Annotated in this window: 16 protein-coding genes; 2 read left to right on the plus strand and 14 right to left on the minus strand. The window is 38.5% G+C overall.

Annotation, left to right across the window (positions count from 1 at the left end; genetic code table 11):
* Positions 1-64: 64 nt before the first annotated feature.
* The 5 genes from J6O61_RS04740 to J6O61_RS04760 form a co-directional block, all read right to left on the minus strand.
* The gene (locus J6O61_RS04740) at positions 65-1822 is read right to left on the minus strand and encodes an extracellular solute-binding protein (protein WP_292210230.1); all 1758 of its coding nucleotides are present in this window, start codon (positions 1820-1822) and stop codon (positions 65-67) included.
* Between the two features lie 123 nt (positions 1823-1945).
* The gene (locus J6O61_RS04745; RefSeq protein WP_292210233.1) at positions 1946-3601 is read right to left on the minus strand and encodes a response regulator; all 1656 of its coding nucleotides are present in this window, start codon (positions 3599-3601) and stop codon (positions 1946-1948) included.
* The gene (locus J6O61_RS04750) at positions 3576-5324 is read right to left on the minus strand and encodes a sensor histidine kinase (protein WP_292210236.1); all 1749 of its coding nucleotides are present in this window, start codon (positions 5322-5324) and stop codon (positions 3576-3578) included. The genes J6O61_RS04745 and J6O61_RS04750 overlap by 26 nt, the downstream gene beginning before the upstream one ends.
* Before the next feature lie 113 nt (positions 5325-5437).
* Positions 5438-7237, minus strand: coding sequence for a GDSL-type esterase/lipase family protein (locus J6O61_RS04755; protein ID WP_292210239.1), 1800 nt, complete (start codon positions 7235-7237; stop codon positions 5438-5440).
* A 174-nt stretch (positions 7238-7411) separates the two neighbouring features.
* Positions 7412-8281: a Uma2 family endonuclease gene (locus J6O61_RS04760; RefSeq protein ID WP_292210242.1), complete on the minus strand. Its 870-nt coding sequence runs from the start codon at positions 8279-8281 to the stop codon at positions 7412-7414.
* A gap of 275 nt (positions 8282-8556) precedes the next feature.
* Between J6O61_RS04760 and J6O61_RS04765 the strand changes: the two genes are divergently transcribed.
* Both J6O61_RS04765 and J6O61_RS04770 read left to right on the plus strand, forming a co-directional pair.
* A complete protein-coding gene (locus J6O61_RS04765) occupies positions 8557-10197 on the plus strand; it encodes an ABC-F family ATP-binding cassette domain-containing protein (protein ID WP_292195559.1) in 1641 nt (546 codons plus the stop codon).
* Positions 10198-10335: 138 nt separating this feature from the next.
* Positions 10336-11211 (plus strand): phosphoribosylaminoimidazolesuccinocarboxamide synthase, encoded by an 876-nt coding sequence (locus tag J6O61_RS04770; RefSeq protein WP_292210245.1) that lies wholly within the window; start codon positions 10336-10338, stop codon positions 11209-11211.
* Positions 11212-11256: 45 nt separating this feature from the next.
* Here J6O61_RS04770 and J6O61_RS04775 read toward each other — a convergent pair whose 3' ends face one another.
* The 9 genes from J6O61_RS04775 to J6O61_RS04815 form a co-directional block, all read right to left on the minus strand.
* Complete coding sequence (locus J6O61_RS04775; protein ID WP_292210248.1) at positions 11257-12966, minus strand: hypothetical protein; 1710 nt, start codon at positions 12964-12966, stop codon at positions 11257-11259.
* A gap of 72 nt (positions 12967-13038) precedes the next feature.
* Positions 13039-15378 carry an ABC transporter permease gene (locus tag J6O61_RS04780; RefSeq protein WP_292210250.1) on the minus strand — a complete coding sequence of 780 codons (2340 nt, stop codon included), beginning with the start codon at positions 15376-15378 and terminating at the stop codon, positions 13039-13041.
* Between the two features lie 14 nt (positions 15379-15392).
* Complete coding sequence (locus J6O61_RS04785; RefSeq protein ID WP_292195565.1) at positions 15393-16124, minus strand: ABC transporter ATP-binding protein; 732 nt, start codon at positions 16122-16124, stop codon at positions 15393-15395.
* Entirely contained in the window at positions 16099-17790 is a 1692-nt protein-coding gene (locus J6O61_RS04790; protein WP_292210252.1) for an HlyD family efflux transporter periplasmic adaptor subunit, read from the minus strand. The genes J6O61_RS04785 and J6O61_RS04790 overlap by 26 nt, the downstream gene beginning before the upstream one ends.
* Before the next feature lie 120 nt (positions 17791-17910).
* Complete coding sequence (locus tag J6O61_RS04795) at positions 17911-19941, minus strand: methyl-accepting chemotaxis protein (protein ID WP_292210255.1); 2031 nt, start codon at positions 19939-19941, stop codon at positions 17911-17913.
* A gap of 204 nt (positions 19942-20145) precedes the next feature.
* Positions 20146-22179 (minus strand): methyl-accepting chemotaxis protein, encoded by a 2034-nt coding sequence (locus J6O61_RS04800; RefSeq protein ID WP_292210257.1) that lies wholly within the window; start codon positions 22177-22179, stop codon positions 20146-20148.
* Between the two features lie 80 nt (positions 22180-22259).
* On the minus strand, positions 22260-24281 hold the full coding sequence (locus J6O61_RS04805; RefSeq protein ID WP_292210260.1) for a methyl-accepting chemotaxis protein: 2022 nt from the start codon (positions 24279-24281) through the stop codon (positions 22260-22262).
* 387 nt (positions 24282-24668) lie between these two features.
* Positions 24669-25271: a bifunctional phosphoserine phosphatase/homoserine phosphotransferase ThrH gene (gene thrH / locus J6O61_RS04810; protein WP_292210263.1), complete on the minus strand. Its 603-nt coding sequence runs from the start codon at positions 25269-25271 to the stop codon at positions 24669-24671.
* Between the two features lie 70 nt (positions 25272-25341).
* The gene (locus tag J6O61_RS04815; protein WP_292210266.1) at positions 25342-26721 is read right to left on the minus strand and encodes a TrpB-like pyridoxal phosphate-dependent enzyme; all 1380 of its coding nucleotides are present in this window, start codon (positions 26719-26721) and stop codon (positions 25342-25344) included.

Below are 26721 nucleotides of genomic sequence, written 5' to 3' on the forward strand. Positions count from 1 at the left end.
CTTCGTTCCTCTTTAGTTAAAATGCGAGAGGCTTAAACCTCTCGCATCTTCTTAATCGTAATGCTTACTTTGCTGCATTTGCCTCATCCATCGCGTCCTGGCCACCCATTGCATACCAGGTATCAACAAAGGAATCATAACTGTCCACATCCTGAGCTTTTGTAACTATCTTTACAATAGTTTCCACGAGAAGCTTCTGCAGGGTTGCTGATTCGCTTGAAACCATATCAGAAGGTATTCCATTATAAGCCGCAAGAACATAGTCATCATCAGCAATCATCTTGTGAAGCACTGACCAGGCACTCTTTTCATCTGCATGAACTGTATAGAGAGCAAGACCTCTCTGATGTGTGGGATCTGTAGGATCAAACGTTCCATCAGCCACAGCATCAATATAAGTTTTTATAGCAGTATAGTTTTCAAGTTGTTTCGAAGTAAGAGTAGAATCATCCCCTGATTCCAAGGCAGCCAAAATAGCCTTGTTTGTGGAACGTCCATTTGGAGCCTCTCCTCCAATTATAGAAGTCTTCCATCCGGTGAAATTTGCGCTATCTCCAAAATACATCTTGTATTCTTCTGCTGTGCAAAGATCTGCATTTTGATACTTGACGCTGAGGTTAAAGAGCTTTATAAGGACCTCCGGATTTTCGCACTGGCTGCTTACACAATAAATTGTTCCCGCACTGGAAGCAGCATAGGCCTTTGTTGCTGAACCTGTTCCTGAAGGAACAGCAGCCGCTACCATATGACAATTAATATCATTCTGAGTAGCCCCTGCTGAAGGCTGCATTGCTCCCCAGTTAGGCCCAAACCAGATTCCACAGTTACCTGCACCGGTTTCATTAAATACGCTCTCAGAATCCATAGTAATAAAATCCTTAGCAAGACTTCCGTCAGAATACACCTCCTGAAGCCAGGAAAGTGCAGCCTTCATAGCTTCTGTGTCAGCTCCGCCCCATACTATTTCTCCATCTTGTTCTATGTATGTAAGGCCATTCGTTCCAAGATAGGCTCCAAAAGCTTCAAAAACAGGCTCTGTATTTCCGACTGAGCTGCTAAGAACATTAATACCATCAAGAACCAACCCATAGGTGTCATCCTTGCCGTTCCCATCCGGATCATCATAAGTAAAAGCATGCGCAACCTCTTTTAACTCCTCCATTGTTGTAGGAATCTCAAGTCCCAGATTATCAAGCCAGTCCTGTCTGATCCACATCACATGTGCACTTGCCTTAGCATCTGATACTTTAGGAAGCCCATAAAGCTTTCCATCAATGTATAAGCTCTCAAGAGCCATTCCATCATCATATCCCGTCATATATTCCTTAAGCTCATCGCTTGCGTATTTTTCATATGCTTCTGTAATATCCGCAACTACCTCTGAATCTACATAATTCTGATATTCGGCCCCTGTAGATGTAAACACATCAGGATAATCTCCCGACATGATTGCTGTGGATAGTTTAGTATCAGCCTGAGAAGGATCAACTTCATAGAGAATCTCCGGAAATATATTATTCTCATGATATAAGTCCATCCAGGCGTTATTCTCTACAGTTTCCCCTCCATAAAAAGTAAAGTCTGCTGCTGATGCATAGCTTACTCCAATCTTGATATCTACTTGCTCATCAAAACCGTAGTAGTTAACTGTTTCTTCAGGCACCGCCTCTGTACTATCCGCTGCCTCTGTGCTCTCACTCTGAGCTGCGTCTGAAACATCACTTATCTGGTCTGTTTCATTTTTTCTTGCGCTTTCCCCACAAGCTGCTAATGATAATGCCATTGTTGCCGACAATAATATGGCAACTGCTTTTTTCTTCATGATAAACCTCCTATGACCTTTTGTTGTGAATTATAAACATCTATGTTTTTTGACAAGGTCATTATATCTTTGGAAAGCTTTCAAAATAAATGTGCATGTTTTTACATTGGTTGCATTAGATTACTACTTTTGTTCCATTCTCATTTCTCTGTATTCGGTCGGGGATAATCCTGTTGCCATCTTAAACGCTCTGGTAAAAGAATGCGGTGAAATATACCCTGTTTTTTCTGCCACAGCCTGTATTTGTATTCCGGGGGTTTCAAGAAGATTCTTTGCCAAAGCTATCCTCTTATCAAGTATATAATCGCTAAGTGTTCTTTGCATTTCCTGCTTAAAGAGCCTTGAAAGGTAACTTGAATTGAAGCCTCCTACCTCTGCCAAAGCAGTTAATGACAGCTCATCAGATAAATGCTCATCTATATAATCTATAACTCTCTTAAGAGCCCTGTCAGAGATAGAACTGTCATTATCTGTTAAAAGCGTAAATACTGCTTTTGATATTTCTTCAAGGTAGTCTGCTGCATCCTTCCAGGATTCATGAGCCTGGGCCATAGTAAGCTTATACGGTGCTGATTTAAAAGCAATTGCTTCATTCAGATTATTGGAGTTTATGAACTGTAAAAGAAAAACAGATATCCCGTAATATATCTGGAGCGAATAAGGATCATGCATGCTTTGAGCCTTTATCATATAATCTGATATCTCATCAAGTATTTCAAAATACTTTTCTTTTTTGCGCAGCTCAAGATAGTTTCGCATACGCATTGTATATGAATATACATCCGGACCAAATAATTCAGATCCTCTATCCTCCAAAGCATCACTATTACCGACAAGCTGCGGCAAAAGTATAGCACCCCTGGCTCTTCCCAGAAATCCTGCCAGATGGCTCTTCAATATTTTAAGCTCTGCCCACAGTTTATCAAAGTTCTGAGCCGTCCTTGGAACAACAATAGAAAAAGATCCCTGGCCGGTGGCCAAAAAACGTTCCTGGACATACTCCAATGCCCCCTGGATAATGTATGAATCCATCTGCCATTCCTCGTCGCTTTTCCGCTTGTTATTGGGCTGAACCATCAAAAGCATAAGGTCATTCTCCAGATCATGAACATAAAATGCAAATCTATCAGATATACTTGTTCTAAGCTCATCAGAAAAAATGCCTTCTTTTAAAAGCTTGAAGGAATAGAAATTTTCGTTTTCTTCATCCCTTTCCAATCTGATAAGAAAAGAGAGCACTTTATCATCTCTTAGAGGTGAGCCAAGCTTTTTTAGTTTCTCATCTATGTTTTCTATTCTTTCCCCACGCAGCAGTCTGTCAAAAAAATCTTTAAGCATAAGCCTGGCAGATTCTTCAAGAAGCTTATCCAAAGCATCCTGATTCTGAAGCTTTAAAACTTCTTCTTTAGCTTCAGTTAATGAAGCCTCTACCTGTCTTTTTATCACCTCATCATCCTCGCTTTTAAGCACGTACTTAACACCAGGGTTATTTATGACACTGTATATATCCTCAAAATTTCTATACCCGGTAAGAAACACTGTCCTGCATCTTGGCCAGTTTTCTTTAACATGCTTAAACAAGGTAATTCCATCCATTCCAGGCATCTTTATATCTGTAAGAACGACGTCAAATCGAATTTTAGATAAAAGCTTTATAGCCTCTAAAGCTGAGGAAGCTGTGTAAACAGATAACTCCTCAGGATGTTCGAATCTGAACATTTCTTCAAGCCAGGACAATATTTCTCTTTCATCATCAACTATTAATAGATTCTGCACCATAGTCTATTTCCTTTGGAATAACAAGCATTACCCTTAGTCCACCAAGAGAGCTTCTCTTTATTCTAATTCCATAATCCTCTCCAAAATAAATTTTCAACCTTCTGTGAATGTTTATAAGTCCGGTAACTTCCTTTGTTGCATTATTATTTAGCTGTTCATTCAGTCTATTGATTGAAGCCTGGGTTACAGCTTCTCCATTATCCTCCACTATAATAACAAATGTATTTTCCACATATGCAAAAGATACCTTTAGAAGAGCGTTTTCAGCTTTATCCTCAAGGCCATGCTCAAATGCATTCTCTAAAACAGGCTGCAGTATCAGTCTTGGAACTAACCTTTTTCCCTGCTCATCAGGGAGTTCTGCAAATTCCGCCGTAAATCTTCCGCTAAAGCGCTCCTGCTGAATTGCTACATAGCTTCTTGCATGCACAACCTCCTGATAAAGCAGAATGTAGTCAGCTCCGTCTCTTGTAAGATATTTGAAATAATTGCTAAGATGAATTGAAAGTTTCTCCGCTCCTTCAATGTCTTCTCTCTTTATTCTTCTGGATAAAATAAAAAAGCTATTATACAGAAAATGGGGACTAATCTGAGCCTGAAGTTGTTTCATTTGAGCCTTCTGCGCCAGGTTTTTTTGGACATACACCTCATCAATAAGTTTATTTAGCTTATCCTCTGTATCATTGAAAGCCTCATAAATATAAGAGAATTCATCTTTGGAACTATGATGGATTCTACTATTTAGATTACCTTTTTTCATCTCATTAAATGCATCCATAAGCACCATGATCGGTTTGTGAACTATCTTATGAATATATGCAATAAATAAAGCAGACATAACAATCAGTGCTATGAAGAAAAAAACATAATATATAAGCATTGTTCTTAAGCCTTTTTTTACAACAGACTCTTTTATATACTGAACATATATTCCAAGCTCACCGGGACTACTGACAGTGACATAGTATTTTTCACCGGCAATTATTATCTTTTGCTTTTCTAAACTGTCGAGCTTGTTATTATCTACATTAAATCGTCCCAATATCTCTTTTCCTATTTCTGAGGAATTATCATCCGATATGAGTACATTTCTTTGAGAATTATATATAAAGCTCCCTTTTTCTCCATCATACGTATCATTTAGATAATTACGAATCTTTTCTGTAGAGAAAAATAACACGAAAACAAATTGTGCATTCTCTGTATACATGTTTCCTTTCTGTCCTGTCCTAACTGAATAAAAATCCTGTCCATCATGCTGAAGTCCGCTGCTATCAACACTCAGGTAGTTAAGCATATTATTAACATCATCAGCATTCATTCTTCTTATTTCACTGTCGGATATGTAATAGTCAGTTCCTGGAATGTAAAGAATCCCCTTGGATACGAACTTACCGGAATCAACAATAGTCAATATTCGTTCCTGAACACTAAGTGCATCTTCTCTCTCCTCATATGCATTTTTTTCCATGTTAGGAATAGCAAGAAATGGAAGTTTTCTATTGTTAAAAAAATCTATTTGCAAATCTAAAATGCTTTGAATATCCCAATTCAACGCATCATTAAAATACACTCCCTCCTGTTCCATTTTTTCATAAGCATTTGCCTCAAGACTCTTAGAGTTCTCTATATATAAAGAAATAGTAATCAGCATAATTACAGCGATTACTACGGAAAATGCCATGGCAAGCTTGGACTGCAATGAGTTTTTAATTCCAAACATACAAAAGCCTCCCTGATGTTTAGCATAAATATACACTAATCATACACCAGGGAGACTGATATTTGTTTACATTGTTTAGGTACAATTTTTTACATATAGGACACAATTTTACATTAGTGAACCGGATGAATATCAAGGCCTGATGGCAAATCACTTTCTATACCACCTGCTATATCCATAAAACGGGACAGCCCGGCATAAACTTCAGCTCTTGAAATGTTATCCCCTTTTGCTACTTCATACTTTTCTTTCTCTAAAACAGTCTTTACCATGCCAAAGCTTTGTTTATACTCTTTACTATGTTCCTTATCCCCTAGCAATTTTAGTTCATCCGCTTTTTTCAGACATTCCGCCATTGACAGTTTCTTTCTTTTTTCTATATCTTTTTCTAAAAATCTCACAAGAAAACTGATAAATTCATCATACTTAAGGGGATCATCCGGTCTGAACATAAGCTTGCCTGTAACCTTTTCTTCCGCTATTGTTGCATCATCTATAAGTTCTTCATCAATAAGCGCCTGAACATATCCGGCATCCCAATCATATTCATTTATGTCTGAAAACTTTTTTTCATAAGGACGCTTTCCTGCCATTCTGAATGCCTTGAACATAACCATGAGAAGCTGTGCTCTTGGCATAACAGCATATGGATGAAGATACATTACACAAGGATCTAATAGTCCGTAATTATATGCCTTTTTTACTCCCTCACTATCTGGAATATCTGTTATATCAACATATGGAGGTTCAATACTGAAAATATCAGGTCCCGAATATTCTTTTGGAAGTTCTTTTTCTGCCTGTTCTATTGAATATTCATTACAATCATCATCTATAAATATCTGCCTTCCAAACACTCCATCTAAACATTCAGAGTAGCCACATGAGGCTGATTCCAAAGTTTTTTCCTTAAGAATTTCTTTTACAAAATAATCTGCAATAAGCATCGCACCATACTCATTGGTATGTGTAATATCCCCGGGAATAAAATAATCTTTTGCATTTTCTCCAAATTCCTGCCATTTTTCAAAGGTGAAATCATGAAGATCAATAAATGGAATATCCAGCTCCTTGGCTGCTTCAAGGCAGGCATCTCTGTATGGTTTTAAAAGAGAAAAATCAGAATTACGGCTTATGGGTGAACAAATTACAGGCTTTGCACCAAGTTCTCTTACTTCACAGGCATACCTTTTCAGATTTTCTTTATAGCCTTCAAAAGCCTTTAGATTTCTTCTCTTTTGGTCATTATGTCCAAACTGTATGATAAAAAAGTCCCCCTTCTTTATCATCTCTTTTGCTATATCAAAATGTCCATCATCCCTAAAACAATTGGTTGTCATTCCCGAATGAGCCAGATTGCAGACAGCACCTTTACCTGTATATCCAAGAAGCATCTGAGCCCAGCCCGCGCAGCTTCCATATGGATAATACGGTATCCCGGCATTCTGATCAGTAAGTGTAGAGTCACCGGCTACCCAGATAACAGGCACTTCCTCTTTAACCACCTTTATATCGCAAAGCTCAACAATATCAGCATGAGTAAAGCTTACATATATAGTCTTGTCATCATACCTCTTTGCTGATAACGCCGGAATATATGGAGTAACGGCAATGTAAAAGCTCTTTTTATACTTTTCGCCCTTGGCTAGGTTTATTCCCCGGGAAACCATATTCCTTCTGCCTGCAAAAAGTGACATATCCCTGATATTATCTTTTGCCATAAATTCTAAATCTACTCTGTAAGTTCCAAATTCAGAAACATCGACTTTTTTTACAGCAATGGCTCTCTTAAAGTCCTCGCACTTATAGCCTTCTTTCAACCTCCTATTTGTCCATCCGCCATTATTAAGCGCTTTCCAGGTGTCAGTATCCTTAATATTCATATCCAATACATTTTCAGTTTCTCTACTCATAATGTGCAGCTCTCTTATCCTTTCAAAAGGTAAAGAACTATAGCAAAATACCTTTAATTCCGCTATTGTTCCTGATATATGTGTTAATGCCACACAAATATACTACTTTTTCTCTGACAGAATATAAACTAAATTAACTAACATTGTTGCGCATTTTCGCCCATTTTTAGAAGTTTACTCTCCAAACTCATCTATGGATGCTGCTATCTCGTCCAGACTGATTTTCAATTTTCCGTCATATATAGCCACCGGTGCCTCACCCTTTAAAGGCATCATAACAGGCATAAAGTCCTCTTCCATAAAGTTATATATAATCAGCATACGTTTGTGAGGATCAACTATCCAATACTCCCTTACCCCGGCTTCACTATATTTTGTAAGTTTAATTGTCATATCTTTTTTTCTGGTGGACTTAGAAAGTATTTCAACCAAAAAATCAGGAGCACCATATATTCCAAATCCTTTTATCTTTTCCCTGTCACAAATTACCAAAACATCCGGCTGTACCATGGTCTTGTCGTCACAATCAATCTGAACATCCACAGGAGCAGAAAAAGCTTTGCATTTGCCTTTATTCTTTTTAATATAGTCTGCAATTGCTGAATGTATCACATATGATATATCCTGATGAACAACCCTGGGAGCAGACATATCGTAAAAAACGCCGTCGATGAGTTCAACCCTCTGTTCATCAGGCAATGCATAATAATCATCAAGCGTAAATTCGCCCTGTCTTTTCCCAGGATTACCATATTTAATTCCATCGGGATTTCCAAATACAGGCTCCTCTTCCCTTAAAATATTGCCATGATCATCACCGGTAGAATAACCGCTTTTTCCATATTCAAAGGCCTTGCCCTGAAACTGCTCTTCAGCTCCACCAAGCACCTTCTCAATAGCATTTAGCGTTGCAACTCTTGGTGATTTGGTCTTTCCAGAAAAAATTTTCTGTAGAGTTATTGCCGGAACTCCCGTATACTCTGAAAGTTGTGCATAACTATATCCTCTTTTTTCCTTAATTTCTCTCATCTGCTTTATTGTCATGTAAGTGCCCTCCATTAGTCCCATACGTGTATCATGGATACAAAAAGATATTATCATCCTGTATTTCATATACTTTAATATACTTTTGTATATAATTATATCTTTCGATATCCTTATAGTCAATATAGAATCTGCTATGCTTTTTCACAATATTGCCGCCAAGCAGATGCTTGATATTTATTCATCATTTTTCGATTGCATTTTATAGTAGATTCTCATATAATACGAACTGTTGCAAAGGTATATTTTTGTTTTTTAGAAAGGCTATTTTGTAAATGATAAGTGCAAATAACGTAACACTCAGAGTAGGTAAAAAAGCTCTTTTTGAAGATGTTAATATTAAATTTACACCAGGCAACTGCTACGGAATTATCGGAGCAAACGGTGCCGGTAAGTCAACATTTCTCAAGATCTTGTCAGGTCAGATAGAGACAACAAATGGTGATGTTGTTATTTCTGATGGCGAGCGTCTTTCATTCCTTGAACAGGACCACTTTAAATATGATGAGAACGTTGTTCTTGATACAGTAATTGCAGGTAATGCCCGTCTCTTTGAGATAAAAAATGAAAAAGATGCCATCTATGCCAAGGAAGATTTCACAGACGAAGATGGTATCAGAGCCAGCGAACTTGAAGCTGAATTTGCTGAACTTAACGGATGGGAAGCTGAATCTGATGCGGAGAGTCTTCTGAACGGACTTGGAATTGAGTCAGAATTCCACTACAAGCTTATGAAAGAGCTTGATGGTGCACAGAAGGTCAAGGTTCTTCTTGCAAGAGCCCTCTTTGGTAATCCTGATATTCTCCTTCTGGATGAGCCTACCAACCATCTGGACCTTGATGCTATTGCATGGCTTGAAGAGTTCCTTATCAATTTTGAGAATACTGTCATTGTTGTATCCCATGACCGTTACTTCCTCAATAAGGTTTGTACTTATATTGCTGATATAGATTATGGCAAGATTCAGCTCTATGCCGGTAACTACGACTTCTGGTATGAGTCATCACAGCTCATGATCCGCCAGATGAAAGAAGCTAACAAAAAGAAGGAAGAACAGATCAAAGAGCTCAAAGAGTTCATCGCCCGTTTCTCTGCTAACGCAAGTAAGAGTAAGCAGGCTACATCCAGAAAGAAAGCTCTTGAAAAGATCGAGCTTGATACTATCAAGCCTTCAAGCAGAAAATATCCTTACATTGATTTCAGACCAAACAGAGAGATCGGTAACGAAGTTCTTACTGTAGACGGCCTCTCCAAGACAATTAACGGAGAAAAAGTTCTCGACAATATTTCTTTTGTTATCCAGAGAGACGACAAGGTTGCTTTTGTAGGCGGTAACGAGCTTGCAAAGACTACTCTCTTCCAGATCCTTACAGGTGAGCTTGAACCAGATGCAGGAACTTATAAATGGGGTGTAACAACATCTCAGGCTTACTTCCCTAAGGACAATACAAAAGAATTTGACAACGACTACACCATTACAGAATGGCTTACAGGTTATTCAGAGATTAAAGATGCTACTTACGTAAGAGGCTTCCTTGGAAGAATGCTCTTTGCCGGTGAAGACGGAGTTAAAAAAGTTAAAGTTCTTTCCGGAGGAGAAAAAGTAAGATGTCTCTTGTCCAAGATGATGATAAGCGGAGCCAACTGTCTTATCTTTGATGAACCAACCAACCACCTTGATATGGAATCGATTTCCGCTCTTAATGACGGAATGATCAAGTTCCCGGGCGTTGAACTTTTTGCCTGCCGTGACCATCAGGTTGTGCAGACAACAGCTAACAGGATTATGGAGATTCTTCCCGATGGATCTCTTATCGATAAACGTTCTACTTATGACGAGTACCTTGAAAATGATGAAATGGCAAGAAAGCGTACAGTATATAATACTGCCGCTGATGAGGAAGAGGATGACTGATTACCATCCCAAAAGCTGTAGCTAAATTAACCAAGCTTTTACTACAGTTCCTAAACCATTCAATATATAACCACGTAATTATCCGGATCAACAGATCCCGATATTAATACACTTATAAGTTTATAGGAGGAGCAAATTATGCAGCAGTTTACCCCAGTAAAAGAAGGAAAAGTACGTGAAATCTACGACATAGGTGAAAACCTGATCATGGTAGCAACAGACAGAATTTCCGCATTTGACGTAATCTTAAAAAACAAAGTTGAGAAAAAAGGTACTGTTCTCACCCAGATGTCACGTTTTTGGTTTGATTACACCAAGGATATCGTAAGAAACCACATGATCAGCGTAGATAACAATGATATGCCTGAATTCTTCAGTGCTCCACAGTTCAAGGGAAACAGCATGCTTTGCAAAAAGCTCACTATGATCCCTGTTGAATGTATTGTACGTGGTTATATAACAGGTAGTGGCTGGGTATCATATAAAGAAAATGGAACAGTTTGCGGAATCAAGCTTCCTGAAGGATTAAAGGAATGCGGTAAGCTTCCTGAACCTATTTATACACCAAGTACAAAGGCTGAGATTGGTGATCACGATGAGAACATCGATTTTGAGAGAAGTATTGAAGTACTTGAGAAAGCATTCCCGGGACACGGCAGAGAATATGCTACAAAGATCAGAGATTACACAATTGCTCTTTACAAAAAATGCGCTGACTACGCTCTCACTCGCGGCATCATAATCGCTGATACAAAGTTTGAGTTTGGTATCGATGAAAATAGCGAAGTTGTTCTCGCCGATGAAATGCTCACTCCTGACAGTTCAAGATTCTGGCCAGTTGAAGGTTATGAAGAAGGTCATGATCAGCCTTCATTTGATAAGCAGTTTGTTCGTAACTACTTAAAAGCTAACCCTGATTGTGATTACAATCTTCCGACAGAAGTTATTGATAAGACTATTGCCAAATACCTTGAAGCTTATAAGCTTCTTACAGGAAAAGATCTCAAAGCCTAATAAAAGAAATAATCCCACAGGTTGCAAAGCCTGTGGGATTTACTTTTAATCCTGAAGCATTATAAAATTTCCAAACACAGAGACATATTGCCTGTTATTTAAACCGGTATACATTACATTATCAGGATACTCATAATAACCTGTCATAAGGCTCTCACATTTATCTGATATTTCTTCTACTGTTCCATCATCTGACAATGCTCGTAATTTATTATCACTATCGCAGTAATATAGTTTCTGAGAATCGGTGTCCCAAACAATAGAATCAATGTTTACGCCATTATAATCCTGATTTAGTATAGTTTCTGTACCATCCTCATCCAGCATGCTAGATATCGTACCGCCTATGCCATAATACAGACACCAAACCTTAGAACCATCATCATTCATAGCTATATTTTCCATGGTCACATCATTAAGAAGCGTTCTGCTCTCCATATTACCACTACTATCTACATCATATCTTATGAAATTTTTCTCATCCATGACATAATATATGTCTCTGTCATCACGCCTTGCATGACCCACGATGCCATAAAAGTCATGTCCAAGCTTAGTGATAGAGTAATCCTCATTCAAAAGATATGTATCATATTCACTGTCGTAAAAAATGCCTCCGGCAAAACTATCTGTGTCATAAACAAATCCATCATACTGATGACCTGTTGCTCTTTCCTTTTTTACATCCATAATTATTCTGTAGAAGGAACCACAGTCAAAGGAATAAGCCTCATCCATGCCCGCTTTATAATAGTAATTTGATTCCGAATCCCTAAAAATAGCTTCTGAACAATCTCTGTTAAAAATAAAATATCCCGGACGATTATTTGAAAATTCTATCGATTTCCCATTATTCCATACAAACTCGTGAGTTTCAAATTCATCATCAATTTCTTGATAAAATACGGTCCCCCCGTCATTAGAAACAGCTCGAACATCATATACACCTTCAACAATTAATTGCGGCTTCATATCTATTCCGGCTACATACAGACTTTTCTTTCTAAAATCACTTGTGTACTTAAGGTAGGCAACTTTACTACCATCCGTAGAAATAACAGCAATAGAAGCTATATCTTTATCGATCAGATACTTCTTATTGTTTTTGGCATCCACAATATAAATATAGTATTCTCCTTCATCGTAGGAGATTACATACATATTATCTCCAAAAAGAGACGTTTCAGCTCTTAAGGCATCATCTTCTACGGGAATAGTTTTTAAATCAGCTGTTACATAAACGGCAGTGTCTTTAGCGTCTATCAGCACACCTGCAGAATGATCAATATTGTAGGAAAACGGATAAGAAAAACTATCCTCCGGATACATTCCTTCAAGGCTCTTTCCTGCATTATTATAAATCACACCGTCCACTACCATAAGCTTTGTTGCTTCTTCCCTGTACACATCGGTATCAATTGATGAATATGATTCAGAACCGCTATTTCCTGTATTTGGATTTTGCCCATCTTTTTCTACAAATAGCCCCAGATTACATACGATTCCAAAGATAATAGCAAAGGCTGCCATTCCGGCAATGAGCTTTTTATTTATTTGGGTATTTTGCTTTTTTTCTTTAATCCTTTTTTCATTACTTTTTACTGTTACTTTTTTATGTTCCTGCTTTTGGCCGAAAATATCCGGTGTATAAGCCGGCACATTATTATAATCTATCTCTTCTAATATCGGCGCTCCGCAAACACTGCAATGCCCATGAACAGGCTTAATTTCGTTCCCGCAATTACTACACTTCATAAAAAATGCTCCATCCTCCCGTATAAAAAAATACAACTAATTATACAAGGCTTTGGAGCATTTTTACACCCTTTATTCAACACCCTTTAAGGCTTCGACCATATTTATATCTTTTACCTTTGAAGAAATAAGCCCATTTACAATAAGCGATAGCAAAAATGTAACGACAAATGCAACTATAGCAGGTATAGGACTTAGCTTAATGATAAAATCAGAATCCGCATCAAGCTGGCCCATCAAAAATCCCAGAGTCCGGTAGCCAATGACTATTCCTAAAATCGTGCCAATTCCTGTTACTGTAATGTTCTGTTGTTGCAGAATCCAACGTATTTTATTTGTTGAAAATCCAAGAACTTTAAGTGTTGCAATTTCTCTTGCCTTTTCTATAAAGGACATAACTCCCAGATTATACATAACTACTACGCCGATTATCACGGCAACCACCATCATATATATAACTTCAACATCCACTCGGGCTGAATTTGCTCTAAGAGACTCTATATAAGCATCTTTTGAAAAAACACTGACAACTTCTTCTCTGGTATTTACATATGACTCAGGAACAGTAACATTAGTATAAATAGTATTTGGCAAAAACTTTAGATTAAGGCTCTCATAGTACCCTCTTGTCATTGATATTCCTTGAGATCCAGGCGTCTTGTAAAGAGTTACAACGCGCCCCTCATAGTCGTTCTTCTGTCCCGGCACCTTGAATCTGACAAAATCTCCAACTTTAACCTCAAGCCTTTCTGCGGCTTTTGCACTTATGGCAATACCATTCCCCGGCAAACTAATGTATTCTCCTTGCTCATTCTGAAATCTACATAAATTCCCTTCATCAAGAACAGTGATTTCTAAAAGCTGGAATCCATCACCATTTCCATATATTTCTGTCTGCATACTCATGACCATTTGACCATTGTACCTATGCGCGTAGTCAGTAACCGTCTCGTAATCTGTGTCTGATGAAAATCCAATGGTATATAGCGCCGGTGTAAGCTCGTTGTACTCCCAGCTTTCAGTTCTTTTCCAAAGTTCATTAGCACCAAATGCAGTAAGCGTCAGCTGTGAACATAACGTTATTCCTATTATTGCTGCAAGTGTCCTGAGACGATTTCTGTTAATATCTCTTATATTCCATCTGGTAGCAAAGCTAAGCTTTTTCCATATTCTGCTTTTTTCCAAAAGACCTGCTCCTGTGGCAGAGGGAGCTTCAGATCTAAGTATCGTTGATGCCTGCTGGGAAAGAAGCTTCTTGCAGGAAAAGTAATCAGTAACAGCTGCCATAACTGAAATGATCACTATCGTCAGCACTATTTTGTAAGATACATCCATTTCAAACTCAGGAAGGGAATAATAATCAAGCATTGAAACATGGATATACTTCCCAAGAGTCCACCAGCCTGCTGCCGCTCCAAGAATTGACCCCATAACGGAAATTAGAACAGGATATGACATATAGTGAACATAGATGGCCATCTGACCAAATCCAATGGCTTTAAATGTACCAATAACAGTTCTTTGTTTGGTAACAAGTCGTGTCATTGTAGTCATGATTCCCAAAAGAGCTATCAAAATAAAAAGGGCTGGAAAAATCGTCTCCAATGTATTATTTGACTCCAGGTCCCCCTTTATAGCGTCAAATCCTGATTGATTCTGCTTATACACAAACTCAACACCGGAAATACTTAAATTATCCCTGATAGATTCCCTTAGCCCTGAAAGCAGAGCCTTATCTGTGTCGTCTAAATCAAACTGATTGTTAACATCTTTTGCATCAATAACTATTCTGTCATATAAAAGATTCTCGCCCGGATATTCATTATCAGCTAAATATGCATATCCGTAGGCTCCTATATCAGGCTCCGTATAAGTCTCATCAATCAAAAAATACATATATTCAGGATTTAATATGATTCCTTTTACAGTCTCATAAAACTCAATTCCATCCAAATTCAGATCAAGTACATCTCCAACTGCTATCCCCTGTCTTTTGGCAAAATCATTATCAATCCAGATTCCTGCGCTTCCTCTTTCAAAAGGAGTGCCATCACAAAGTACCATCTTAGAGATTTCATTTTCTTCAATGAAATTAAATTCAAGCTTTTTTTCGGTTCCAAAGAGCCTTATCTTTCCAATCTGCGTACTTCTAAGTTCAGCATTTTTTACCCCATTTATCTTTTTTATCCTGATAAGATCTTCAGATGTAAAGCCATTTAAGGAAGTGATATACATGTCAAGAAAGTTAGTGTCTTTGTAGTACTTATCGACATATTTTTCTATAGCTGTCGTATCTGAGTCAAAAGCCTGCATTACAAACATGCTCAGAAAGCACATAATAAAAATTGCTGCAAACTGAACAAAATTCTGCCTAATATCCCTTAATAGTTTTTTTCTAAGATTTTTACTCATATATAAAGATAGTTTTACCAATCAAGTTCAAATGCATCTTTCGGATTATCATTATGCACAACATCAACAACAGTTCCATTTTTCACATAAACCACTTTATCTGCTATATCCGCAAAAAGATTGTTATGGGTTACCATTACAACAGTCTTTTTATGTACTCTGCTCTGATCCTGTAAAAGTTTTAAAACTTCCCGGCTGGTACCTGTATCAAGCGCACCTGTAGGTTCATCACACAAAAGAAGTCTTGGTCTTTTAACTATGGCTCTTGCTATAGATATTCTCTGCTGCTGACCTCCCGATAACTGCGCAGGAAAATTGTCTTTCCTATCAGCAAGCCCCACCATCTCAAGCGCCTTTAAGGGGTCCATTATCTCGACTCCCAGTTCTCTTATAATATCAACGTTTTCTATGGCCGTAAGTGTGGGAACTAAATTATAAAACTGAAATATGATTCCAACATCTTTTGCCCTGAATTGTCCAAGGCGCTTGTCATCAAATTCTGCAATATTTTCTCCTGCAAAAAATATGTTTCCGCTACTGGCACCATCAAGTCCGCCCAAAAGATTAAGCAGGGTGCTTTTTCCAGCTCCACTGGGGCCAAGAAGTACCACAAGCTCTCCCTCGTAAACTTCCAGATTTACATTTTTTAGTGCCTCGTAAGTGATCTGGCCAGTTTGGTATATCTTTCCAACGTTTTCAAATTTAATCAGCAAATTATCATTAGTTCTCGACAAATCTTGTTCCAATGTCTTCCTCCGTTAATGGCGATTCAATTACTTTTACGCCTTCCGATAGTCCGCTTAAAACCTGATAGTATCCATTGCCTTTAAGCCCCGTCTCCACATTTGCCCTCTTGGCCTTTCCCTTTTCAAGCACATAGACAAAAGAACCCTCATCATCTGTGTAAACTGATTTTTCAGGAATACTAAGCGCATCTTTTGCATCCCCTGTATTTATCCTGACCTCTGCTTCAAGACCAATTGTTGGCTTAACATCTTCATCAAACAAAAGTTCAACTTTTACTCTTGGTTTTCCTGCTGAATCATTTGTTGCAATTGGTGCTATAGTTTCAACTGTTGCCGTATATGTCTCTCCGCTTACTACCACGTCTGCACTTTGTCCTATTTCCACACTTCCAATATCGTATTTCGAAATCATTACAGCAACCTTATATCCACTGTCAGGCTGAATAGTAAAAAGAGCTTCTCCTTCGGAAACTGTCGCTCCAGCATCTATCATTTTTGAAATAATCGTCCCGTTAACAGTAGTTTTTACACCTTCCTTGGATTTAGACAAATTACTTAAAGCTTTATCAACATCTATCCGGGCCATTTCCATGGAATCCTCATACTGCTTTATCTGATATTCATTTACAATTTTTTCTTCAGACGTCTGCTTTTCTGTAATTTGTTTGTTCCATTCTTTTTCAATGATATCCAGCTGCCTTGTAAGTTCTAAGTAAAGTGCATATTGTTCCGTAGTCAGATTGTCAACAGGAAGAGATGAAAGCGCATCCCTGCTGCTCGTGATATTATCCTTAATAGAATTAACTGAAGACTGTACACTGTCTTTCGTGTCAGAGGCTTCATTTACAGCGTCTTTTAATTTGCTGTATTTTGAATTTGCACTTGCCTGACTACTTTGTAGTTCCACCAGTGTCTCTGAGAGTTTTTGATTTAGTTCCTTTAAAGCCTCTGCTTCTTCTGTCTTTGATTCATCATCTTTTATAGCATCATAGGCTTCAGCATTTGACTTTATCTGGCTCTCAATACTTGATATCTGACTGCTTAATCCTGATATTTCCGCCTGAGCCTCTAAAAGTTTCCCACTTAAATCAGCATATGTACTTGAAGCAGTTTCAAGCTTTGCCGACTCAACCTGCATATTAGTCTCCATGTTACTAATAGCGCCTTCTATTCCTTTCATGGTAGACTGAATATAATTGCTCTTCTTATTTTGCGCAATACTAATATCATCTCTGTTTTCTTCAACAAAAATATATTGGCTTTTTAGAGCATCTGCAGATGAAGATGCCTTTGCTGCCTTTGCCTTGTTTTTATCATTTTCAGCAACTGCAGCGTTGTATCCATCCTCATAATATTCTGAATTAAGTGAAGCTTTTTGATAGTCCTCCTCGAATGAGGTCAGATCATAGGAAGCAAGAACACTTCCGCTTTTTACCAATTCATTTACCCTTACAGGTATAGCACTTACTTTTCCCGAAACAGGTGCATATATGGTCACAATGTCGTCCGCTTCTATAGTTCCTACAGTATCTATACTTGCGTTTATATCAAGTTTTGATACTTCCCACACATCCACACCGTCCGGATATGCTACATAGACTACACCACCAATAAGAACAGCAAGCCCTGCTCCACCTGCAATGATTCTTTTTACTAAAGTATTCATAATCCCCCTTATTGTTGTCAATCCGTTAATCTGTAGATGTAAATACAATCATATTATAACATAAAAAATCCCCCAAAGGCATAAAGCCTCTGAGGGAGTCATTTATACTTATTCAGATTATCATTTAAAGAATTCCATGTCGGCACTTAGCTTATCCGCAATATCTTTCAGCGATCCTGCTGAAGCAGACAAAGTTGTAACTGTAGCGGAAAGCTCCTGCATTGATGCCCCGGTTTCTTCTGATGAAGCCGCGTTTTCTTCAGAAATTGCTGACAAAGAGCTCATTGCATCTGATACAACATTTTTGGCACTTACACAGGTTCCTGCATCTTTTTCAATACTCTTTACACTTACTACCGTTGAAGAAATATCGTCTATCATTGCATTTACACTCTGAACTGTTGCTCCAAGAACAGACTGCTGCTCATCATTACCTTTTTGAACTTCAGCTGCCATTCCAACAGCTGCCTGAGACTCTGCCAAAAGAACATCCATCTCTTTTCTGATATCATCAGCCATCTGTCTGGAATCGTCGGCAAGTTTACCAATTTCTTCTGCAACAACCGCAAAGCCTTTTCCTGCCTCTCCTGCTCTTGCAGCCTCTATAGAAGCATTAAGAGAAAGAAGATTCGTCTGAGTTGCAATTGAAGCAATTCCCTCAACCTTTTCGTTAATGTTTTCAACTGCTTTACTTGTTGCTCCAATCTTTTCAGAAATCTGAATAATATTATCACTCATATTCCTGCTGCTCTCCTGAAGATCAGCAAGAGACTGGGCAGACTCTGTACTTACCTCCTGCATTCTGTTTGCAATGTTTGAAAGCTCATCAGTACTTGTCTGAACATTTCCTGTAGCAACGTCAATATCACCGACACTCTCTGTAACACTTTGGATCTCATCTGCCTGCTGTGTTGCGCCTGATGCAATTTCCTGAACTGCATTAGAAACATCATCTGCAGTCTGTGAGATCTGGCTTGCTGCGTCAGCAAGTTCAACAGAAGACTCATGTACAGAAAGCGCAGACTCTTTGATATTTTTAACAATTCCGCCAAGAACATCCAAAACAGAATTGGTATTGGTGATCATATCTCCAAATTCATCTTTTCTTCCCTGGAACTTATCAATCGGAACAAACTCTCCTTCTGAAAGATGATGAAGAGCCTTATTAACTTCATTAAGAGGTCCTGTAAAGGACTTAGCCATTCTAAAGGAAGCAAGGATGGCTATTATTACCATTATAACTCCCATAATGACTATAAATGTTGCGCTCCTTTGAGCTGAAGCAAGTGTAGCCTTATAATTTGACGAAACAACAACTATCCATCCTGTAGTTGCTTCCTGCTGAAAAGATACTATCTGCTTATCACTTCCGGAGCCTGTGAGATAGGTGCCTGATGTACTACTTTGAGCCATCTTGAAAAAGTCCCTGTCACTTCTGTTATCTTCTGCGTCTTCCGCAGATATCTCATAATCTGAGTGTGCAATCACTATTCCGTTTCTATCAGTGATAAATGCACGCTGACTGGAAGAAATGTTTTCCTTTAAAAGATCATGCAGATTAGAAAGGTCATAGCTTCTTTGTGCAACTCCTATAGGCGTTGAATATCCATAATCATAAATCGGAACTGCCGGTATGATGATCCTGGATCCCGTAGCCTTTGAGATCAACACATCTGAAACATAAGTCTTACCGGAAATGGCATTTTTAAAATAGTCTCTGTCAGCAATATTTGAAAGGTTATTCCCATCATCTCTTGCAAGCTGCTGTCCGGTGGAATCCGAAAAAACAATTGCATTGCCATCCGCATATGTCTTATTGACCTGAGTTAAAAATGCAATCATATATTCGTCATTTCTTGCACTTTCATTTTTGATATAGTCAATAGTAAACGGGTTGTCCGCAACGCCTTCAAGAGTCCTTATCTGTTGCTCTAACTCTGTTTTAAAAGCATCCTCTACTATCTGCGCCTGTTTAGAATTGATATACTCTGCATCCTCAACACTTTTTGATATAGAGCTTTGATAACTGACAGCAATAGCAATCATAAGAGGAATAGCCACAAGCAGGGACATAGTCAATATAAGACTTGTCTTAACACTATTTTTCCAATCCATCTTTGGTATTCCGGATGTTTCTTCTATCTTTGCCATAATAACCTCCATCAACAGAATGTGCATTTACGATATTACGTACATAAATTATATAACTCTGCACCATAAATAATAGTATTTGAGCATATTATTTATAATAATTTAATGAGTTAATAACCGCTGAAAATAAAAGCCTCATTCCCCATCACAAATTGGCCTGAAGGGAAATGAGGCAGATTATTTTTGTATTGTGAAACTATTTACTTATGATTTAAAGAACTTCATCTCTTCATTAAGCTTATCTGCAATTTCTTTAAGTCCGTTAGCAGAGCTGGCAAGTGTCGTAACAGTTGCCGAGAGTTCCTGCATGGAAGCTCCTGTTTCTTCCGAAGAAGCGGCATTCTCTTCAGATATAGCCGAAAGAGCACTCATGGTGTCTACTACTGCATTCTTTGAAGTGTCACATGTATCTGCTCCACGGGAAATAAGCTGAACACCACCAACTGTACTTCCAATATCCTCAAGCATTCCGTTAACTGCATCAAGTGTTTCTCCGAGAGCTATCTGCTGGTCATTATTGCCCTGTCTTACATCTTCTGCCGCTCCAACAGCTGCCTGTGCCTGTTCAAGAAGGATATCCATCTCCTTTCTGATATCATCTGCCATGGTCTTGGAATCTTCAGCAAGTTTTCCGATTTCTTCTGCAACAACCGCAAATCCTTTTCCTGCTTCTCCTGCTCTTGCTGCTTCGATAGAAGCATTAAGAGAAAGAAGGTTTGTCTGGGTTGCAATTGATGTGATGCCTTCTACCTTTTCGCTGATGTTATTAACAGCCTGCTGTGTAGCCTGAATTGTCTGTGATATTTCATCAATCTTCTCTGTCATCTCATTGGAAGAATTCTGAAGGTCTGCCAAAGACTTACTTGAAATTTCAGACGCTTCTTTCATCTTCTCTGTAATTCCGGACAAGTCATCTGTTGATCTTTGAACATCACCAACTGCTTCGCCAATCCTTCCAACATTTTCAGAAGCACTCTGAATTTCATCAGCCTGCTGGGTAGCTCCGGATGCTATTTCCTGTACAGCATTTGATACGTCTTCTGCGGTCTGTGAAATCTGATTAGCCATATCTGAAAGTTCTGTAGATGATACTCCAACATCCTCTGCAGAAGCTTTTATATTTGCCACAATGTCATCAAGCTTGGTTATTACAGCGTTTGTTGCCTTTGAAATTGCACCAAACTCATCTTTCCTTGAATCAAATCTCTCAACTTTAACAAAACGTCCATCAGAAAGAGCCTGTAATGATTTTCCAACAGCCTCTACTGGTTCTGTAAAGCTCTTTGCCATCATGAAGGAAATGACTATTGCAACTATTACTAATATAATTCCTATAATGACTACAATCAAAGCTGAGCGAATAGCTTCAGCCATAACTTCAGATTCCTGTGCTGCAACTGCAACATAGTAGCCTGTTACAGGTTCTTTGATCCATGAAATAAAAGTATTGTTTCCACTGAATTTTTGCTCATAAAAACCACTAGAAGTTGAAGCAGTCATGAAAGGAGAAGAACTCATGTCATACTCATCTTCAGTAGTTATTTCAAACTGAGCATGTGCAGCCATCATACCGGTTGTATCTGTAATATATCCATCAGAAATATTTTCAGCAAGGAAATCATGAAGGTTGTTAAGATCAAAGCTTCTCTGTATTGTTCCAATTACCTCGCCTGTAACATCATCAAAAATAGGAACGCAGATAATTGTTATCCTGTTTCCTGCGGATTTACTTACAACAATATCTGATACAGCAGGTTTTTTGGTGGATACAGCTTGCTGGAAATATGCTCTGTCCGCGATATTTGCAAGAGCATTTCTATCTGCTCTTATAAGCTGTTCACCGGAAGCCAGTGAAAGAATAACACTTACATTACCATCATCAATGTTTGTATTTATGGCATCCATCTGAGCCAAAACAACTTCAGTTGGTATTGGAGCATCAGGAGAATTATAGGTCTGCAAATATGTTATAGTACTCGGAGCTCCTGCAAAAGTCTGTAAAGCTATAATATTCTGGGATACTATTTCAGAAAACTTAGCCTCCACATATTTGCCTCTTGCTTCCAAAACATCAATTGCATCATTTTTTGCTTTAGTGGTTGAGGTAATGTAGCTTACAATAACAGCAACAATAAGTGGAATTGCTGCTACAAGTAGCATTACTGTGATCAGTTTTGTCTTAATACTGTCCTTGAAACTTATCCCTGCAGGATTTTTTACTTTCTTTTCCTTTGCCATAACAAACCTCCAAAGAATACTTATATAAAATTATAATTGTCTCCTCCAGCGATTTCCCCTTAAATAATTGTTCCCTTTTCTTATGACTTAAAGAACTTCATCTCTTCATTAAGCTTATCTGCTATTTCTTTTAATTCGTTTGCAGATCCCGCCAAGGTTGTAACTGTAGCTGAAAGTTCCTGCATTGAAGCTCCTGTTTCCTCTGAGGAAGCTGCATTTTCCTCAGAAATGGCAGAAAGAGCGCTCATAGTATCCACTACAGCATTCTTTGAAGAGTCACATGTCTCGGCTCCTTCAGAAATAAGCTTAACGCCACTGACTGTGCTGCCTATATCCTCCAGCATTCCGTTTACTGCATCAAGTGTCTCGCCAAGGGCAAGTTGCTGGTCGTTGTTGCCCTGTCTTACATCTTCAGCTGCTCCAACAGCTGCCTGTGCCTGCTCAAGGAGAATATCCATCTCTTTTCTGATTTCATCAGCCATAGACTTGGAATCTTCTGCAAGTTTTCCGATTTCCTCGGCAACAACAGCAAATCCTTTACCTGCTTCTCCTGCCCTTGCTGCCTCGATGCTGGCATTAAGTGAAAGAAGATTTGTCTGGGTTGCGATGTTTGTAATACCTTCTACCTTATCACTGATATTGTTAACAGCTGCCTGAGTAGCCTGAATAGTTTGTGATATTTCATCTATCTTTTCAGTCATCTCATTGGATGAATTCTGAAGATCCGCAAGAGACTTACTGGATACTTCCGAAGCTTCCTTCATCTTACCTGCAAGTTCAGAAAGTGATCCCGTTGAACTTTGCACATCTCCTACTGCGTCTCCGATTCTTCCGACATTTTCTGATGCATGCTGAATTTCATCAGCCTGTTGAGTTGCGCCTGTTGCTATTTCCTGAACAGCATTGGAAACATCTTCCGCAGTCTGGGATATCTGATTCGCCATATCAGAAAGTTCCCCTGAAGATTTTCCTACTTCAGCAGCAGATTCTTTAATGTTTGAAACAATCTCCGAAAGTGTGTCTATAACTGAGTTGGTATCTCTGCTTATTTCACCGAATTCATCTTTTCTCTTATCATATTTATCTACTTTTTCAAATCGTCCATCTTTAAGTACCTGGAGGCTCTTACTGATTCCTTTTATCGGTTCCGTAAAGTTGTTTGCCATCATAAATGAAATCACAGCGGCAATAGCTATAAGAATTACACCGATAATAATAACAATAGTCGCAGATTTTCTTGCTTCAGCCATGACAGCATTTGATTTTGCAGCGACACATACCGTAAAGTTCGTATTTGGCTCTTTTACAAAGGCAACATAAGCTGTATACCCTTTGCCGGTATTGGACTCATAATACCCTTCTGATTCAGAAGCCGTATACCAGTAAGAACCTGACCTGTCTTCTTCATCAACATCCTGACCGATGATGTACTGAGAATGAGCCGCTACCATACCTGTTCTGTCAGCTACGTATGCATCCTCAAACTCCGATGCAAGAATCTCATGGAGCTTAACCATGTCATAGTTTCTCTGAACACATCCAAGTATCTCTCCTGTTTCATTATCATAAACAGGAATTGCAATTGTTATCTGCCTTGATCCTGTTGACTTACTTGTGATTACATCTGATACATAAATAGGAGTTCCGGACATAGCCTGCTTAAAATACTCCCTCTCTGACACATCAACACAGTCGCCAAAAGTTCTTAAAACCTGCATACCGGTTTTTGATGTAATAACTGTAGCGCTATCATCCGCAAGATATTCATCAATTGCATTCATTGAACCCAGCATTACTTCATCCGGAATTGTTCCGGCATCGGGGTCCTGCAAGTAAGTGATTGTCGATGGTGCAGATGCCAAAGTTTTCATGGCAGATACATTTTTATCGATAATCTTGGTAAAGATATCTTCCATATACCACGCCTGCCACTCAAGTGACTCGATAGCATCTGCTTTAGCTTTACTCGTTGATGTAACATAACTCACCACAGTTGCTACAGTAAGCGGAACTATAGTAACCAAAAGCATTGCAACAATAAGCCTTGTCTTGATACTGTCTTTTAATCTGATGTTTGTCGTATTTTTTCCTTCCTTAGCCATGACACGCCTCCATAAGAATGAACCATCTACTATTGCCGTATTATCACGTATTAATATACGTAAATATATTATATATCCCAAACCGGAAATTTGATTATTTTGCACGTATTTTTAATATTTTTTTAATGTTTATATATGCATTTTGTAAACTATTAACTTTTTTTTAAGTTTCTCTATAAACAATTAGATTTTTATTCCGATATAAGTTTAAAAGGAGCTGGTAATAAATGAATAAACTTACAGAAAAAAAATAAAGCACCTCCACTGTGGCATGATCCCGGTGGAGGTACTTTTTTAGTGTGCTTAACGAATTTTGTATAGTCTTAAATGAACAACATCTGTACACTCAGTAAGGTTATATTTGGTTTAGTGTAGCAGATATTTCCTTTATGTAAGATGCTCTTTAATAGCGTCAAGAAGCTCGTTGTATTCTTCAAATGCTTTTAAATGCGGATAATCGGCTTTTATCTTATCTGTTGTTCTGAACAAAAAGCCCGCTTTACTTGCTTCAATCATTGCCAGATCATTGTAGCTGTCACCACTTGCAATTGTATCGTAACCAATAGACTGTAAAGCTTTTACAGTGGTAAGCTTTGAATTCTCAATTCTCATTTTAAATCCTGTAATCTCACCATTTGGAGCTACTTCAAGCGAATTACAAAAAATAGTTGGCCATCCCAGCTTTTTCATAAGCGGAGTTGCAAACTGTGTAAAAGTATCACTTATGATGATAACCTGTGTCAGACTTCTTAATTCATCCAAAAACTCTTTAGCTCCCGGAAGCGGATCAATCGTGGCAATTGTATCCTGTATTTCTTTAAGTCCGAGACCATGTTCCTTTAAAACTCCAAGGCGCCATCTCATGAGCTTATCGTAATCAGGTTCATCTCGTGTTGTCTTTTTTAATTCAGGAATCCCCGATGCTTTAGAAAAAGCAATCCAAATTTCGGGAACAAGTACACCTTCTAAATCCAAGCAAACAATATTCATAGTTAAGTCCTCATCATTATTTTTTCATAAACAAGTGCCAAAAGATTTACCTTTGGCACTAAATTATCAATTAAAGATCAATTTTAGGAAGTTTTTCAAAGCTCTTTTGAAGCTCATCATCAGTTGGAATGTAATCCATCATGACACCATCATTGAATTTCTGATATGCAACCATATCAAAGTATCCCGTTCCTGTAAGACCAAAGAGAATTGTCTTTTCCTCTCCTGTCTCTTTGCACTTAAGTGCCTCATCGATAGCTACTCTGATTGCGTGGCTGCTCTCCGGAGCAGGAAGAATTCCCTCAACACGTGCAAATTGCTGTGCTGCTTCAAATACAGAAGTCTGTTCAACCGATACAGCTTCCATATATCCATCATGATAGAGCTGTGAAAGTATAGGGCTCATGCCATGATAACGAAGTCCTCCGGCGTGGTTGGCCGATGGAATAAAATTAGATCCAAGAGTATACATTTTGGCAAGCGGACATACCATTCCTGTGTCACAGAAATCGTAAGCAAATTTACCTCTGGTAAAGCTTGGGCAGCTTGCAGGCTCTACGGCAATAATTCTATAATCCTTTTCTCCGCGAAGCTTCTCTCCCATAAATGGTGAAATAAGTCCGCCAAGGTTTGAGCCGCCTCCTGCACATCCGATGATAATATCAGGAGTTTCTCCATACTTCTCAAGAGCTTGTTTTGCTTCAAGACCAATTACTGTCTGATGTAAAAGTACCTGATTAAGAACACTTCCAAGAACATATCTGTAGCCTTCTGTCTTTGTAGCTACTTCAACTGCCTCTGATATTGCACACCCAAGACTTCCTGTTGTGCCGGGATGTTCAGCATTGATTTTGCGTCCAACCTCTGTATCCATTGAAGGTGATGGAGTTACTGACGCTCCATATGTACGCATTACCTCACGCCTAAATGGTTTCTGCTCATATGAAACCTTAACCATATAGACTTTACAATCAATTCCAAAATAAGCAGATGCCATAGACAAAGCTGTTCCCCACTGGCCTGCTCCGGTTTCTGTTGTAACACCTTTAAGCCCCTGCTTTTTGGCATAATAAGCCTGAACTATAGCAGAATTGAGCTTATGACTTCCACTTGTATTATTTCCCTCAAATTTATAATAAATTTTGGCCGGTGTGCCAAGTGCCTTTTCAAGGAAATATGCTCTTACAAGAGGTGCCGGTCTGTACATTTTGTAAAAATCCAAAACCTCTTCCGGAATATCAATGAAAGGTGTTGTATCATCCAGTTCCTGCTTTATAAGCTCATCACAAAAAACAGGTCTTAAATCCTCATATCCCATAGGTTGTAATGTGCCGGGATTAAGAAGCGGTGCCGGCTTGTTCTTCATGTCAGCTCTTACGTTATACCACTGTTTTGGTATTTCATCCTCAGACAGATAGATTTTATAAGGAATTTTTTTCTCTTCGCTCAT

The organism is Butyrivibrio sp., assembly GCF_017635265.1.
Taxonomy (GTDB): domain Bacteria; phylum Bacillota; class Clostridia; order Lachnospirales; family Lachnospiraceae; genus Butyrivibrio.